13 protein-coding genes and 1 tRNA gene are annotated in these 14,732 nt (G+C 63.0%); 8 read left to right on the top strand and 6 right to left on the bottom strand.

Annotation, left to right across the window (positions count from 1 at the left end):
• Nucleotides 1-44: 44 nt before the first annotated feature.
• Nucleotides 45-1,403 carry a glutamine synthetase family protein gene (locus H618_RS0113925; RefSeq protein ID WP_028695640.1) on the bottom strand — a complete coding sequence of 453 codons (1,359 nt, stop codon included), beginning with the start codon at nt 1,401-1,403 and terminating at the stop codon, nt 45-47.
• Between the two features lie 623 nt (nt 1,404-2,026).
• Between H618_RS0113925 and H618_RS0113920 the strand changes: the two genes are divergently transcribed.
• A complete protein-coding gene (locus tag H618_RS0113920) occupies nt 2,027-3,403 on the top strand; it encodes a glutamine synthetase family protein (RefSeq protein ID WP_028695639.1) in 1,377 nt (458 codons plus the stop codon).
• 74 nt (nt 3,404-3,477) lie between these two features.
• On the opposite strand, the gene argA is transcribed toward H618_RS0113920, so the two are convergent.
• Together argA and argE are read right to left on the bottom strand one after the other, a co-directional pair.
• Complete coding sequence (argA, locus tag H618_RS0113915; protein WP_028695638.1) at nt 3,478-4,776, bottom strand: amino-acid N-acetyltransferase; 1,299 nt, start codon at nt 4,774-4,776, stop codon at nt 3,478-3,480.
• Nucleotides 4,777-4,897: 121 nt separating this feature from the next.
• Complete coding sequence (gene argE / locus H618_RS0113910) at nt 4,898-6,040, bottom strand: acetylornithine deacetylase (protein WP_028695637.1); 1,143 nt, start codon at nt 6,038-6,040, stop codon at nt 4,898-4,900.
• Nucleotides 6,041-6,190: 150 nt separating this feature from the next.
• Between argE and H618_RS0113905 the strand changes: the two genes are divergently transcribed.
• Nucleotides 6,191-7,597 carry a CYTH domain-containing protein gene (locus H618_RS0113905; protein WP_028695636.1) on the top strand — a complete coding sequence of 469 codons (1,407 nt, stop codon included), beginning with the start codon at nt 6,191-6,193 and terminating at the stop codon, nt 7,595-7,597.
• Here H618_RS0113905 and H618_RS0113900 read toward each other — a convergent pair.
• Nucleotides 7,586-8,056 (bottom strand): Lrp/AsnC family transcriptional regulator, encoded by a 471-nt coding sequence (locus H618_RS0113900; protein WP_028695635.1) that lies wholly within the window; start codon nt 8,054-8,056, stop codon nt 7,586-7,588. The two genes, H618_RS0113905 and H618_RS0113900, sit on opposite strands and share 12 nt — an antisense overlap.
• 124 nt (nt 8,057-8,180) lie before the next feature.
• Between H618_RS0113900 and H618_RS0113895 the strand changes: the two genes are divergently transcribed.
• The 4 genes from H618_RS0113895 (at nt 8,181) to H618_RS0113880 (ending at nt 10,799) form a co-directional block, all read left to right on the top strand.
• Nucleotides 8,181-8,492 carry a hypothetical protein gene (locus H618_RS0113895; protein WP_028695634.1) on the top strand — a complete coding sequence of 104 codons (312 nt, stop codon included), beginning with the start codon at nt 8,181-8,183 and terminating at the stop codon, nt 8,490-8,492.
• A 73-nt stretch (nt 8,493-8,565) separates the two neighbouring features.
• Entirely contained in the window at nt 8,566-10,248 is a 1,683-nt protein-coding gene (locus H618_RS0113890; RefSeq protein WP_028695633.1) for a GspE/PulE family protein, read from the top strand.
• A gap of 93 nt (nt 10,249-10,341) precedes the next feature.
• Nucleotides 10,342-10,656 carry a DUF2388 domain-containing protein gene (locus tag H618_RS0113885; protein WP_028695632.1) on the top strand — a complete coding sequence of 105 codons (315 nt, stop codon included), beginning with the start codon at nt 10,342-10,344 and terminating at the stop codon, nt 10,654-10,656.
• A gap of 66 nt (nt 10,657-10,722) precedes the next feature.
• A tRNA-Arg gene (locus H618_RS0113880) sits at nt 10,723-10,799 on the top strand.
• A 142-nt stretch (nt 10,800-10,941) separates the two neighbouring features.
• Here H618_RS0113880 and H618_RS0113875 read toward each other — a convergent pair.
• A complete protein-coding gene (locus tag H618_RS0113875) occupies nt 10,942-11,532 on the bottom strand; it encodes a hypothetical protein (protein ID WP_028695631.1) in 591 nt (196 codons plus the stop codon).
• A gap of 191 nt (nt 11,533-11,723) precedes the next feature.
• Here H618_RS0113875 and nhaA point away from each other — a divergent pair, with 191 nt between their 5' ends.
• Entirely contained in the window at nt 11,724-13,073 is a 1,350-nt protein-coding gene (gene nhaA / locus H618_RS0113870; RefSeq protein WP_028695630.1) for a Na+/H+ antiporter NhaA, read from the top strand.
• A 190-nt stretch (nt 13,074-13,263) separates the two neighbouring features.
• Here nhaA and H618_RS21715 read toward each other — a convergent pair whose 3' ends face one another.
• Nucleotides 13,264-14,250, bottom strand: coding sequence for a hypothetical protein (locus tag H618_RS21715; protein ID WP_211232361.1), 987 nt, complete (start codon nt 14,248-14,250; stop codon nt 13,264-13,266).
• Nucleotides 14,251-14,288: 38 nt separating this feature from the next.
• Between H618_RS21715 and H618_RS0113860 the strand changes: the two genes are divergently transcribed.
• Nucleotides 14,289-14,732, top strand: a complete 444-nt coding sequence (locus H618_RS0113860) for a CBS domain-containing protein (RefSeq protein WP_028695629.1) — start codon at nt 14,289-14,291, stop codon at nt 14,730-14,732.

The raw sequence follows: 14,732 nt of genomic DNA, 5'->3' as shown, positions 1-14,732 counted from the left end.
GCTTCTCCATTGGCCAACAGCCGCCGCAGCGGCTCCAGGGTTGATCAGACAGCGAACAGCAGGAACTCACGCTCCCACGAGCTGATGACACGTTTGAAGTTTTCATGCTCGGCGCGCTTGGTGGCGACGTAGCCGGCGATGAATTTCTTGCCCAGGTACTGCTCGAGCGCGCGGCTGTTCTCCATGCGCTCCAGGGCGTCTTCGATGGTCAGCGGCAGGCGCAGGTTGCGACGCTCGTAGCCGCGACCCACCACCGGCGCGCTGGCCTCGATGCCCTCGACCATGCCGATGTAGCCGCACAGCAGGCTGGCGGCGATCGCCAGGTAGGGGTTGGCGTCGGCGCCCGGCAGGCGGTTCTCGACGCGGCGGTTCTGCGGGCTGGCATCCGGCACGCGCAGGCCGACGGTACGGTTTTCTTCGCCCCACTCGACATTGACCGGCGCCGAGGTGTCGGGCAGGAAGCGGCGGAACGAGTTGACGTTGGGGGCGAACAGCGGCAGCGCTTCGGGGATGAACTTCTGCAGGCCGCCGATGTGATTGAGGAACAGCGGGCTCATGCTGCCGTCGTCGTTGGCGAAGATGTTCTTGCCGGTGGCGACATCGATCACGCTCTGGTGCAGGTGCATGGCGCTGCCCGGCTCGCCGGTCATGGGCTTGGCCATGAAGGTGGCGGCGACGTTGTGCTTGAGTGCGGCCTCACGCATGGTGCGTTTGAACACCAGAATCTGGTCGGCCAGGTGCAGCGCGTCACCGTGACGGAAGTTGATTTCCATCTGCGCGGTGCCGTCTTCGTGGATCAGCGTGTCGAGGTCGAGCTCTTGCAGTTCGCACCAGTCATAGACGTCTTCGAACAACGGGTCGAATTCGTTGGCCGCCTCGATAGAGAACGATTGGCGCCCGGTTTCCGGACGGCCCGAGCGACCCACGGGCGGTTGCAAGGGGAAGTCCGGGTCTTCGGCGCGCTTGGTCAGGTAGAACTCCATCTCCGGCGCGACGATGGGTTGCCAGCCTTTGTCGGCGTAGAGCTTGAGCACTTTCTTCAGCACGTTGCGCGGCGACAGTTCGATCGGCCGGCCTTTCTTGTCGTACGTGTCGTGGATCACCTGGGCGGTGGGCTCTATCGCCCAGGGCACGAGAAACACCGCGTTCTCGTCTGGACGGCAGATCATGTCGATGTCGGCGGGGTCGAGCAGCTGGTAATAGATGTCGTCGTCGACGTAGTCACCGGTCACCGTCTGCAACAGCACGCTTTCCGGCAGGCGCATGCCTTTTTCGGCAATGAACTTGTTGGTCGGCGAGATCTTGCCCCGGGTGATACCGGTGAGGTCGCTGATCAGACATTCGACTTCGGTGATCTTGTGTTCTTTCAACCAATCGGTGAGCTGGTCGAGGTTGTTACTCATAAATACCTCAGAAGGTGATAGGGCCCGGCGACGTCGTGACAGTTACGCCAGCCAGACGGGCGCCGATCGGTGTCGGCGAATCGATTCTGGCTGCAGGACAGGTCTAAAGCAAAACGGGGCGCGAAACACGTGAATACGGCAGGCGTATGACAGTTTTGCAGGATGGCGCGAGGTGAATGCTGCGCCGAGGCAGGTCGACTACGCTTGAAGATGGCAGCGGCTGAACCGTCAACAATTGTGGTCATGGCGAACATCGAGGGTTTCGCAACATCTGCGCAATGCCAGGCGCGACTAACCATAGGCCGTGCTGGATGAACAGCAGGTTGCAGTCGACGCCGGCAGACCATGGGACCCTCGTTTTATTGTGTTCTGGGTTGCAATCGAGCTTAGACCCGTCCATTTTTTTATACAACTGGGCCGTTACAAATATCACTGAGCGCTGCCGCGCTATCGGCTTGGAACGAAAATAGCGGATAATGCGGCGCCCCGATTTGCAGCAAATCTGCCGTAGACGAGCCATTTCAGGGCATCCTGGGGCTGGCTTGACTTGAATGGCGCTTTCCGATTGACTGGTTCGGCAAGCCCCCCTTGATTGATATTTTTAACAACAAAGGTGTTGCATCATGTCGGTACCCCCGCGTGCCGTTCAGCTTAACGAAGCGAACGCGTTCCTTAAGGAACATCCTGAGGTTCTCTACGTTGACCTTCTGATTGCAGATATGAATGGTGTGGTGCGTGGCAAGCGCATCGAGCGCACCAGCCTCCACAAGGTTTACGAGAAAGGCATCAACCTGCCGGCCTCGCTCTTCGCCCTGGATATCAACGGCTCTACCGTTGAAAGTACCGGGCTCGGTCTGGACATCGGCGATGCCGACCGTATCTGCTATCCGATTCCCGACACCCTCTCCAATGAGCCTTGGCAGAAGCGCCCCACCGCGCAGTTGCTGATGACCATGCATGAAATCGAAGGCGAGCCGTTCTTCGCCGATCCACGCGAAGTGCTGCGCCAGGTGGTGAGCAAGTTCACCGATATGGGCCTGACCATCTGCGCGGCGTTCGAACTCGAGTTCTACCTGATCGACCAGGAAAACGTGAACGGCCGTCCGCAGCCGCCGCGCTCGCCGATTTCCGGCAAGCGTCCGCAGTCGACCCAGGTCTACCTGATCGACGACCTCGACGAATACGCCGATTGCCTCCAGGACATCCTCGAGGGTGCGAAGGAACAAGGCATTCCAGCCGACGCCATCGTCAAGGAAAGTGCACCGGCACAGTTCGAAGTCAACCTGCACCACGTGCCGGACCCGCTCAAGGCCTGCGACTATGCGGTACTGCTCAAGCGGCTGATCAAGAACATCGCCTACGACCATGAAATGGACACCACCTTCATGGCCAAGCCCTACCCGGGCCAGGCGGGCAATGGACTGCACGTGCACATTTCGATTCTGGACAAAGATGGCAACAACATCTTTACCAGCGAGGATCCCGAGCAGAACGCCGCATTGCGTCATGCAGTCGGCGGTGTGCTCGAGACCCTGCCCGCCTCCATGGCGTTCCTCTGCCCCAACGTCAACTCGTACCGCCGCTTCGGCGCTCAGTTCTACGTGCCCAACGCGCCGAGCTGGGGTCTGGACAACCGTACCGTCGCCCTGCGCGTGCCCACCGGCTCGCCGGATGCCGTGCGCATCGAGCACCGCGTAGCCGGTGCCGATGCCAACCCGTACCTGATGATGGCCGCGGTGCTGGCCGGTGTTCACCATGGCCTGACCAACAAGGTCGAGCCGGGCGAGCCGATCGAAGGCAACTCGTACGAGCAGCTGGAACAAAGCCTGCCGAACAACCTGCGCGATGCCCTGCGCGAGCTGGACGACAGTGAGATCCTCAACAAGTACATCGACCCGAAGTACATCGACATCTTCGTCGCCTGCAAGGAAAGCGAGCTGGAGGAGTTCGAACACTCCATCTCCGACCTTGAGTACAACTGGTACCTGCACACGGTGTAAACGAAAACGCCGCCCTTCGGGGCGGCGTTTTCATCTGTGCTGCGTCAATCGCCGGGTCGGCTCAAGCAGCCGCCCTATAACGACTTCTCGAAAATCTTCGAATTGCGCTGGTAGTTGTACAGCGATGCGCGCGCCGCCGGCAGGCGCTCGACGCCGCTGGGCTCGAAGCCACGTTCACGGAACCAGTGCGCGGTGCGGGTGGTGAGCACGAACAAGGTGTTCAACCCCAAGGTGCGGGCGCGGCTTTCGATGCGTTCGAGCAAGTCGTCACCGCGGCCACCGTGGCGATACTCCGGGTTCACCGCAAGGCAGGCCAGCTCGCCGGCCTGGGAGTCGGCAATCGGATACAGCGCGGCGCACGCGATGATCGTGCCATCGCGCTCGACCACGCTGAACTGCTCGATCTCACGCTCCAGCACCTCGCGCGAACGGCGCACCAGAATGCCCTGCTCTTCCAGCGGACTGATCAGCTCCAGCAGGCCGCCGACATCCTCGATGCTCGCTTCACGGACCACCTCGAACTGCTCCTGGGCCACCAGCGTACCGCCACCGTCTCGGGTGAACAGCTCGGTGAGCAGCGCGCCGTTCTCGGCATAACTGACGATATGGCTACGCGCCACACCGCCTTTGCAGGCCTGCGCGGCGGCGTCGAGCAGCTCGCCCTGATAGTCGCCAGCCAGCCGGGTGAGGTGCGCCGCCACCTGCTGCGGACGCAGCTCGCGCACCAGTTTGCCGTGCTCGTCCAACAGGCCAGGCTCGGCGCCGAACAGCAGCAGTTTGTCGGCGCCCAGCTCGATGGCGGCGCGGGTGGCGACGTCCTCGCAAGCGAGGTTGAACATCTCGCCAGTGGGCGAGTAGCCCAGCGACGACAGCAGCACGATGGAGCGCTCATCGAGCAGGCGACCGATGCCTTTGCGGTCGATGCGCCGCACTTCGCCGGTGTGGTGGTAATCGACGCCGTCCATCACGCCAATCGGCCGCGCGGTGACCAGATTGCCGCCGGCCACCCGCAGCCGCGAGCCCTGCATCGGCGAGGAAGAAATGTCCATCGACAGGCGCGCTTCGATGGCCAGGCGCAACGCCCCGACCGCATCGATCACGCACTCCAGGGTGTCAGCGTCGGTGATGCGCAGGCCGTGATGGTAGCGGGGCGCGATGCCGCGGGCAGCGAGGCGGCTTTCGATCTGCGGCCGTGAACCGTGCACCAGCACCAGGCGCACACCGAGGCTGTGCAGCAGCACCAGGTCGTGGACGATGTTGCCGAAGTTGGGGTGATCGATGGCCTCGCCGGGCAGCATGACCACGAAGGTGCAGTCGCGGTGGGCGTTGATGTATGGGGACGAATGACGCAGCCAGTTGACGTAATCGGGCATGACAGAGCCTGTGGTTGGGTGGACGGGGTCGGCGTGTGGAATGGCGCTCTGGATCATCGTCGGAACAGGCTTGCGGTCACGCGCATTCTCCTCTGGCAGGACGAAACATTCGGTCGGACGTTTAGTTGAGGCAATAGTGCCGAATCAGATCACGCAATAGACGCACGGTAGGCTCCAGACGTGACATTTCAAGGTACTCGCCCGGCTGGTGGGCGCAGCGGATATCGCCAGGGCCGAGCACGATGGTTTCGCAACCCAGCTGTTGCAGGTAAGGCGCTTCGGTACCGAAGGCCACGGCCTCGGCGCGGTGCCCGGTCAGACGCTCGGCCAGTTGCACCAGCTCGGCATCGGCGGCCTGCTCGAACGGCGGCACTTCGGGGAACAGCGGAGCGTAGTCGATCTGCACCTCGTGGCGTTGGGCCAGCGGTTGCAGTTTCGCCTGGATGGCCGCGCGCAGCTGCTCGACATCCATGCCCGGCAGTGGCCGCAAGTCGAACTCCAGGGCGCACTGGCCACAGATGCGGTTGGGGTTGTCGCCGCCGTGGATGCAGCCGAAGTTCATGGTCGGTGTGGGAATGGTGAACTGCGGGTTGTTGTAGGTCTGCTGCCACTGCTGGCGCAGGCCCATCAGCTCGCCCATCACCGCGTGCATGGCTTCCATGGCGCTGCGCCCCAGGCTGGGGTCGGAGGAGTGACCGCTACGACCGAGAATGTCGATGCGGTCCATGAGAATGCCCTTGTGCATGCGGATCGGGCGCAGCCCGGTCGGCTCGCCAATCACTGCGGCACGCCCCAATGGACGACCGGCCTCGGCCAGGGCACGGGCGCCGGACATCGAGCTTTCTTCGTCACAGGTGGCAAGAATCAGCAGCGGTTGCTTGAAGTCGTGCTCGAGCAGCGGTTGCACCGCCTCGATCACCAACGCGAAGAAGCCCTTCATGTCGCAGCTGCCCAGGCCGATCCAGCGGCCATCCTGCTCGGTGAGCTTGAGCGGGTCGCTGTGCCACAGCTGCTCGTCGAACGGCACGGTGTCGCTGTGACCGGCCAGCACCAGGCCGCCCGGGCCAGTGCCGCGGCTGGCGAGCAGGTTGAACTTGCCGGCACTGACCTGCTGGATTTCGCAGTGGAAACCCAGGTCGCCCAGCCACCCGGCCAGCAGGTCGATGACCTGGCGGTTGGACTGGTCCAGGGCGGGCTGCGTGCAGCTGACGGAAGGCGCGGCGATCAGCGCGGCGAACTGGTCTTTCAGCGTTGGCAACGGCATGCGCGCTCTCCTTTCAAACGGTCCCCATCATAGCAACGCATTCCGACCAGAGGGCAAGCCTGCCCGGCTTGACCTGCCGCCCGACGCAGCGGTAGACGGCCGACTGCTGTAGACTGCCGGGCATTCAAGCCCGTCTTTATCGAGCCCGCGATGCACACAGAAACCGAACTCAAACTCCGCGCCAGCCGCGAGACCCTCGCCGCACTGCGCGAGCACCCTCTGCTGAAGAAGCGCAACAAGGCCGGCTGGCAAACCCGTGAGCTGACCAATCAGTATTTCGACACCGCCGAGCGCGATTTGTCTGCCGCCCACGTGGCGCTGCGTCTGCGCCGCGATGGCGATGTGGTGATCCAGACCCTCAAGTGCCGCGGCAAGAGCGTGGCCGGGCTGTCCGAGCGTCAGGAGTTCGAGTGGCAGCTCGACAAACCCAAGCTTGACCTGAAAAAACTCGACGCCAGTTGCTGGCCCGAGCAACTGAACGCGCTCGACAAGAAGACCATCAAGCCGCTGTTCACCACCGATTTCACCCGCCAGTACGCCGAGATCGCCTGGGGTCGCGGCAAGGCCAAGGTGGTCATCGAAGTGGCCCTCGATCAGGGCAGCGTGGTCGCCGGCAAGCTCAAGGAAGAGATCTGCGAGGTCGAGCTGGAACTGCGTGAAGGCAGTGCCGAAGCGCTGCTCGAACTGGCCGCGGAACTGGCCGCCGGTCACGCCCTGATGCCGTGCGACATCAGCAAGGCCGAGCGCGGCTATCGCCTGCTCGACCCCAACAGCTACAGCCTGAGCCTGCCGACCAGCGAGCTGGACGCCGGCATGGCGCTGGACGATGCCTTCGCCGCGCTGGCCTGGGAGCTGCTCGGCAGCAGCCAGCGCCTGGCCGAGCAATACCGCCACAACGGTCACTGGAGCCTGCTGCAGGACTGGGTCAAGTGCCTGGCCGAGCTGCGCGCACTGGTCACCAGCCTGGGTCAGGCCGCACCACGCGCCACCACCCGCAGCTTGCGCGCCAGCCTCGATGCCCTGCTCGAAGACTGGCGCCCGCTGGTGCAGGCCGGCAACGATGACGAAGACATTCGCCGCGCCGCGCCCGAACAGTTCGCCGAAGAACTGCAAGACCCGCGCTGGGGCCAATTCTCGCTGGAGACCTCACGCTGGCTGTCGGCCCGCGCCTGGACCAGCGAACGCCCCAACCGCGGCGAGCGCCAGGGCAAGGCGCAATTGGCCAGCTGGCTGATGCACCTGCTGGGCGAGGAAGGCCGCGCCTTGCAACTGCCGCTGTACGCGCAACGTCCTGAAGATCTGGCTGAACAGCTGCCGCGCCTGGAGCGTGTGCAGAGCTGGCTGCACCATGCCCGGCAGGTGCTCGAGGCACCGCAGCTCGACCGCCTGTACGGTGATCTGAACCGCCTGCAACTGTTGGCCGAGCAGCCGCTCACCGACGAAGACGAGCAAGCCGACGCGCGTCAGCAGTTGCTCGATGCGCGAGTCGAGCAAGTGCGTGCCATCGACCAGAGCCGTGCCTGGAAACACCTGCTCAAGTCGCCCTCAGCGCGTTAATGGCAGGCTGGTGGTGGACTTGATCTCCGACAGCGCGACGATCGAGTTCACCTCCTGAATGCCGGGCACGTTCGACAGTTTTTCAAAGAAGAAGCGCTCGTAGGCCTCGATGTCGGCAGTCACGATGCGCAGCAAAAAATCCACCGAGCCCATCAGCACATAGCACTCCAGCACCTCCGGAAAACCGCGAATCGCCTCGGTGAATTCGGCGAAGTTGGAGCGGCCGTGGGCGTTGAGTTTGACCTCGGCGAAAATCTGCGTATCCAGGCCGACTTTCTTGCGATCGAGCAACGTCACCTGAGCGCGAATCACCCCCTCCTCCTTGAGCCGCTGAATGCGCCGCCAGCACGGCGACTGCGACAGCCCGACCTGTTCGGCGATCTGCGCGCTGGACAGTGATGCGTCGTCCTGCAACAGGGCGAGGATGCGGCGGTCGTAGGCGTCCAGCTCGGTGCGCATAATCAATTCTCCTCAAGGGCAAAACCGAATAGAACAATTGGCCGGTAACGCCAAACAGGGTCATGTTAGCGAAAAAAACCCACAAGCCTCCTGTCAGAATGCTCGCATCCCTGTGGAGGCATGCATGAACGCACTGGTCAATCTCGATACCCTTTCTCGCCCGGACGCCTGGGCAACCCCAGCCGCGCAGGTGCAGGTGAACTACGACATTCGCGTGGAAGCCGAACCCGACAGCCTGTGCCGAATCCTCAACCTGTTCGCCCTGCAATCGCTGACCCCGCACCACGTGCAGGCGAGCCAGACCGATGAGCTATTTTCCGTACACATCGCCGTAGGTGGCCTCACCTGGCACCGCGCCGAACTGATCGCGCACAAGCTGCGCAACCTGATCTGCGTGGCCGACGTGTCACTGCACGGTTGCGGCAAGATTCTGTAACCGCGGCGCAGCGCGCCGGGCCAGGTGGCTGGCTAACCTGACTGCCGACACCCGCCCGGCAAGGATGCCCGCCATGTACTGCGCCCACGACCGCTCGCTCGACCTCAACCGCCTGCTCGACACACTGCTCGCTGAACAGCACCTGCCCGCCAGTGCGGTACTGGCCGCGCTGGACAGCGCCGAGGCGCACCCGCGCAGCCACCCGCTGGAAACCATCGCCAGCCTGGCCCTGGAAGACCTTCAGGCCCCTGGCCAACGCCTGGACATGGACTGGTTGTGCCGCTGGCTGGCGAAGAAGGTCGGCCAACCGTACCTGCACCTCGACCCGCTACAACTGGACCTCAGCCGCACCAGTGCGTTGATTTCGCCGGCCTTCGCCGAGCGCCATGCCATCCTGCCGATCAGGGTCTCGGCCAATGCCATCACCATCGCCAGCGCGCAACCCTACCAGCACGACTGGGAGGCTGACCTTGGCAGCAGCCTCGGGCTGAGCATCGATCGCGTATTGGCCAGCCCGGTGCTGATCCGCAAGCTCAGCCAGGCATCCTTGCAACTGGCCGAGCGCGTGGCGGGCGCCAGCCAGCAGCACGGCAGCAGCATCGAGCACCTGCGCCAGCTGCTCGAGCCCAGCCGCCGCCAGCAGGAGTCCAGCGCCGAGGACGCGCACATCATCGGCCTGGTCGACTGGATCCTGCAGTACGCCGTCGAGCAGCGCGCCAGCGATATCCACCTGGAACCGCAGCGCGAGCAGGGCCAGTTGCGCTACCGCATCGATGGTCTGTTGCACCCGGTGTACCACTTCCCGGGCAACGTCATGCTGGCACTGAGCAGTCGCCTCAAGCACCTGGCGCGGATGAACGTCGCCGAACGACGTCGAGCGCAGGATGGGCGGCTGCAGCAGCGTCTGGCCGATGGCCGCGAACTGGAATTGCGCGCCTCCAGCCTGCCCACGCCGTTCGGGGAAAAACTGGTGCTACGTCTGTTCGATGCCCAGCAATTGCAGCAGGGTTTCGCCCCACTTGGCCTGCAGGGTGCGCTGCTGGAGCGCTGGCTGAGCCTGTTGCAACGGCGCCAGGGCATCATTCTGGTGACCGGCCCGACCGGGTCGGGCAAGACCCAGACCCTCTATGCCAGCCTCGACCATCTGGCCTGCCCGCAGATCAACCTGTGCACCATCGAAGACCCTATCGAACGCCTGCAACCGAGCTTCAGCCAGCTTCAGGTCAACCCCGCACTGGAGCTCGATTTCGCCGGTGGCGTTCGCGCACTGCTGCGCCAGGACCCCGACGTGATCATGATCGGCGAGATCCGTGATCAGCAAACCGCCCAGGTGGCGATCCAGGCGGCGCTGACCGGCCATCTGGTGCTCTCGACCCTGCACACCAACGACGCCTGCAGCGCCATCACTCGCCTGCAAGAGCTGGGCGTGGCCGATTACCTGATCAAGGCCACGCTGGCAGGCGTCATGGCGCAGCGTCTGGTGCGCACGCTGTGCACCCACTGCCGTGCTCCGGCAGGCGCCGACGTACGTACCTGCCCGACCTGCCGCAATACTGGCTACCACGGCCGCACCGGCCTGTTCGAACTGTTGCTGATGAGCGATGGCCTGCGCCAGCAGATCGATGCCGGCGCCGATGTGCAGCGGCTGCGGCAACAGGCGGCCAGCGAAGGCCTGCGCGAACTGCGCCAGTGTGGCGAAGAGAAAGTGGCACAAGGCCTGACGAGCTTGCAGGAGGTCATGCGCGTCTGCGGTTGAGCACCGATGTCACCCCCGCGAACCGGGAACTTGCTACCTGAATTTAGATCGATATAGCACTTTCAGCCGGGTCACCACCGAGGTTCGTCCATCATGCGCCTGCCAATCGTCATCGCTACTGCCGCCCTGCTCGCACTACCTGTCGGTTCTGCCATGGCCAGCGGGTTCTGGCGCGATGTCCTGTCATCCGGTGCCACCACCGGCTCGACCTACCTGACCTTCAAGGACCACAAGCTCGTCGCCGCCGCACAGGAAGATGCCGGCAGCTTCGTCGCCAGTGACGGCGCCATTCGCGGCCCGTTCCTGGAAGCCGCCATGCGGCAAGTGCGTCAGGACAACCCAGAGGTCAAAGCCAGCGACATGGATCTGGCCAACGCCATCCTGGCGCAGAACGCACCCGGCCAGTAAGGAAAAAACACCCAGGATCAAGGCGATGGACGCGATGCAACGAGATGGGTATCATTGCGCCCCGTTGCACTCGTAGCTCAGCTGGATAGAGTATTGCCCTCCGAAGGCAGTGGTCGTGGGTTCGAATCCCGCCGAGTGCGCCATACACATCAGCACTCACCCCATCACCCCAGATGCTGCCTTGGCAGCGTGGGTACAAGGGGGAAGCAGCAGCACAAGAAAAGGCCCCGTATAGCTCGCTCTATACGGGGCCTTTTTCGTTGCCTGGCGCCAGCCTCGACCCGTTCACGATGCGTTGACCCGAATACCTTCTGCGCAATGGGCGGTGAAACGTGCCAGGCACTCACCATGCTGCTGGTCGTCGCGCTCATACTGTGTCGACAACCTGTTGGCGTGACTCATGGCTGCGTTGAAGGCGGCTTCTTCGCCGGGTGACGCGGGTTCGAAGGCGCCCCAGGTTCTGTGGTCTTCGTCGAACTGGGCATCCCAGCTCGTGAAAACCAGATTGTATTGAGGGTTCTCCTCGTCTTCGTCGAACTGGGCCATCTCGACTTCGGAGGCCGGACGACCTCCGAAGTTGGGCACGGGCGAGCGCAGCGCTGTCCAGGCCATGCGGCCATCCGGCGAGCACTTCACCACGACGAGCCCTGGCTCCCATTCCACGCACCAGTAAATGTCTGCGCCGCTGACGATGTAGCTGTAACGCGCACCGGTGTGGAGCAAAGCGGCGGGGCCGTGGAGATACTCCTCATCGCTCAACGGTCGCAGATGAGGCATCACGCCTCGGGTGAAATAGTCGGCATCCTGCGGCGCGACCGGACCGGTGTAGAGACCGTCGGGGCAGGGTTGTTCACTGATGAATACGATGTACCTCATGACACCTCAGCCTGTGTAGTCGGGATGATCCTGCAACGCTGCGGGGCTTGGCCATTCAAGCAACGACACGGCAAGCATGATTGCTCCCGCCCTCGTCGACAATTACTATGGCGCCCAGGGTGCGTCAGGCATGTGGCTTGAATCGCAGGTTAAAAATCCAACGCTGGTCGGGCCGCTAGCGCGGAGTCGCCATGCCTGCGCCCAACACCCCGGCCACACGATCCATTCCACGCCCCCAGATTCTGACGACGCGCGCCATGGCCGCGTTCGAGCGTTTCAGTCATATCGAAGCGGTCAGCGGTATCGTTCTGATGCTGGCTGCAATCACCGCGCTGGTCTGGGCGAACAGCCCGGCCAATGCCACCTACGAGGCGTTCTGGCACACCGAAGTCGCCCTGAGCATCGGTTCGATCACCCTCGCTCAATCACTGCACTTTCTGGTCAACGATGGGCTGATGACCATCTTCTTCCTGGTCGTGGGCATGGAGATCAAACAGGAAATCCAGGATGGCTCGCTGTCGAACCTGCGCATGGCGACGCTGCCTGTCGGTGCGGCACTGGGCGGCGTACTGGTGCCTGCAGCCATCTATCTGGCCTTCAACACATCCGCCACCTCCCACGGCTGGGCGGTTCCAACGGCTACCGACATCGCCTTCGCCGTCGGTGTGCTGGCGTTGCTGGGCAAATCGATCCCGGCGAATCTGCGGATCTTCCTGCTGGCCCTGGCCATCATCGATGACATTGCCGCCATCGTGATCATCGCTGTGTTCTATACCTCGACCCTGGACTACTCGGGCCTGCTGATCGCCGGTGCCGGCCTGGGTATGGTATTCGCCTTGCAGCGCATGGGCATTGGTCTGGCCTGGGCCTACCTGGTGCCTGGCGTCATCGTCTGGAGTGGCCTGTTGAAGCTGGGCGTTCACCCGACCCTGGCGGGCGTGGTGCTCGGCCTCATCACTCCGGTGAAATCGATGCCTTCCCACGAACGTCCCGTTGAAATCATGTCCAAGGCATTCAACGAACTGCTGCACCGTCTGGACCGGGATCAAAAGGCAATTGCCAGCCCCCTCAAGCAGATCCGCGTGGCTGAACGCGAGGTCATGCCGCCAGTGCTGCGCGTGCAACAAAGCCTGCATCCCTGGGTGGCGTTCCTGATCATGCCGCTGTTCGCGTTGGCCAACGCAGGGGTCGACCTCGGCGGAACCCGGTTCGACAACTCGGAGGTCGTGCATATCGTCTCCGGGGTGGTGACGGCGCTGGTACTGGGTAAACCGGTGGGTGTGATGCTGGCCACTTTCATTCTGGTTCGGCTGGGCCTGTGCAAGCTGCCCGACCACGTGACATGGGGCGGTGTGGCGCTGGTGGGTCTGCTGGCGGGTATCGGCTTCACCATGTCCATTTTCATTGCCGGACTGGCCTTCAACGACGCGCAGCAGCTGGCTGCCGCGAAGCTGAGCGTGCTGGGTGCGTCGACCATGGCAGCAGTGTTGGGGGTGCTCTGGGGTGTGGTCTACATCAGGCGTAAAGGCAGGGTTGCCTGAGCGGTCGTCAACGCGGACACGCGGGATTGTCGAACAGGTTGCATCGGCGCCTGAGGCAGTGCGGGCATAGGCCCTGCACTGCCATGATGCTATTCAGTCAAGCGTGATAGCACGTTGATTGGGACTGCTTCGCAGTCCATCGCGGCTAAAGCCACTCCTATAGAGACCGCACATCCTATTAGAAGCGGCGTTAGCCCCGGAGCAGCGCAGGTTCCGCGAACGCATCCGATGCGTCCCAGGACGCATTGACTCCCTGCGCTTCAAGATCACACGCTGCCATCTCCAGGTATCGCTTAATCCACGCCCGCTCATACGCAATGCTGTGGATACCGTCGAGAATCAGCCAGTACAGAAACCCTGCCGCCATGGCCAGCATGACCACGACCCAGCCCTTTCCCAGGGCGAACAACGCGCTGGCTTTCATGGCTTCTGCACTCAAGGCGATGATCAGACCGATCATCGAGGCAAAGCCGAGGTTCGCTGCCAGCCCGGGCCTTGCCGGCTTGCAGGCCAGATCCGCATAGCTCGACAGCCCGCGCAGGCGTTCAGCGGTATAACCGGCAGCGCGCACCGCTTCGAGGAAAAACGCATAACAAAGAATGTTTTCCTTGCCCAAGGCAGATTGCCGGTCAATGGCGTGCTCGGCGAACTCTGCCGGGTACACGGTGCGCAGCGCTGCCATGCGGGTCAAGTACAGGGCCATAGCCCAGGGCAGCAACAGCATGTAGCAGAAGGGAATCAGCACCGGGTAGGCCATGCCCAGGGCTGCAAAAAGCACCAATGGCAGGGTTGCAGCAGCGGCCGCCCACATCGGCCATAGCGCTCTGACCGCGCTCCAGGTGAACAGCAGCTTGTTCGGCCGGCGGCGGCTTTGCTTGTACAGGTCTTGCAGGTCGGCCCATTCGGCGAGTTTCATCACGACTCCTTGATTATCGGTATACCCAGGAAACGACTGAGAGCGGCCATAAACCATCAGACCGGGCGCGGCTTGCCTGGGAGATGTCTGATCGGGGCGCGCAAGCACCTGTGTATACAGGGCTGGAGGCGTTCTGGCTGCGACGCAGCGGGTCTTGCGTTGTGCAGATCGTCGCCTTGAACCGCTCATGGCGTTTTTCAATCGGGTCGATGCCGTTTTCTGCGTTGCCGGCCAGCCCGCCGTGCAGGATGCTTGAGGCACTGGCGCCCCCAGGGCTGACTCCACCCGCAGAGGTCTGTATGAAAAACGTCGAACAAATCCTCAAGAGCAAGGCTGAGCACCAGACCGTGTATTCCATCGGCCCTGATGACTCGGTGCTCGATGCCCTCAAGCTGCTGGCAGAGAAGAACATCGGTGCCCTGCCGGTGCTGGAAGACGGCCAGGTGGTGGGTATCGTCAGTGAGCGCGACTACGCGCGCAAACTGGTGCTCAAGGGGCGCTCTTCGGCCGCCACGCCGGTGCGCGAAATCATGAGCGCGCCGGTGGTCACGGTCGAGCCCAAGCACAACCTCGAGTACTGCATGAACCTGATGACCAACCGCCACCTGCGCCACTTGCCGGTGGTGCACAACGGCAAGTTGCTGGGGTTGTTGTCGATCGGAGACCTGGTCAAGGAAACCATTGCCGAACAGGCCGGGTTGATTCTGCAGCTGGAACAGTACATTCGCGGTGAAACGGCCTGA

Source organism: Pseudomonas cremoricolorata DSM 17059 = NBRC 16634 (genome assembly GCF_000425745.1).
Classification (GTDB): domain Bacteria; phylum Pseudomonadota; class Gammaproteobacteria; order Pseudomonadales; family Pseudomonadaceae; genus Aquipseudomonas; species Aquipseudomonas cremoricolorata.
The sequence above is the reverse complement of the archived record's forward strand: the minus strand, read 5'-3'. Positions and strand labels throughout refer to the sequence as shown.

Excerpts from the sequence above, each read along its gene's own strand:
- H618_RS0113905 (WP_028695636.1), top strand. The coding sequence starts at position 6,191 with ATGCACACAGAAACCGAACTCAAACTCCGCGCCAGCCGCGAGACCCTC.
- H618_RS0113920 (WP_028695639.1), top strand. The coding sequence starts at position 2,027 with ATGTCGGTACCCCCGCGTGCCGTTCAGCTTAACGAAGCGAACGCGTTC.
- H618_RS0113900 (WP_028695635.1), bottom strand. The coding sequence starts at position 8,056 with ATGCGCACCGAGCTGGACGCCTACGACCGCCGCATCCTCGCCCTGTTG.
- nhaA (WP_028695630.1), top strand. The coding sequence starts at position 11,724 with ATGCCTGCGCCCAACACCCCGGCCACACGATCCATTCCACGCCCCCAG.
- argA (WP_028695638.1), bottom strand. The coding sequence starts at position 4,776 with ATGCCCGATTACGTCAACTGGCTGCGTCATTCGTCCCCATACATCAAC.
- H618_RS0113860 (WP_028695629.1), top strand. The coding sequence starts at position 14,289 with ATGAAAAACGTCGAACAAATCCTCAAGAGCAAGGCTGAGCACCAGACC.
- H618_RS0113895 (WP_028695634.1), top strand. The coding sequence starts at position 8,181 with ATGAACGCACTGGTCAATCTCGATACCCTTTCTCGCCCGGACGCCTGG.
- H618_RS0113885 (WP_028695632.1), top strand. The coding sequence starts at position 10,342 with ATGCGCCTGCCAATCGTCATCGCTACTGCCGCCCTGCTCGCACTACCT.
- H618_RS0113890 (WP_028695633.1), top strand. The coding sequence starts at position 8,566 with ATGTACTGCGCCCACGACCGCTCGCTCGACCTCAACCGCCTGCTCGAC.
- H618_RS0113925 (WP_028695640.1), bottom strand. The coding sequence starts at position 1,403 with ATGAGTAACAACCTCGACCAGCTCACCGATTGGTTGAAAGAACACAAG.
- H618_RS0113875 (WP_028695631.1), bottom strand. The coding sequence starts at position 11,532 with ATGAGGTACATCGTATTCATCAGTGAACAACCCTGCCCCGACGGTCTC.
- argE (WP_028695637.1), bottom strand. The coding sequence starts at position 6,040 with ATGCCGTTGCCAACGCTGAAAGACCAGTTCGCCGCGCTGATCGCCGCG.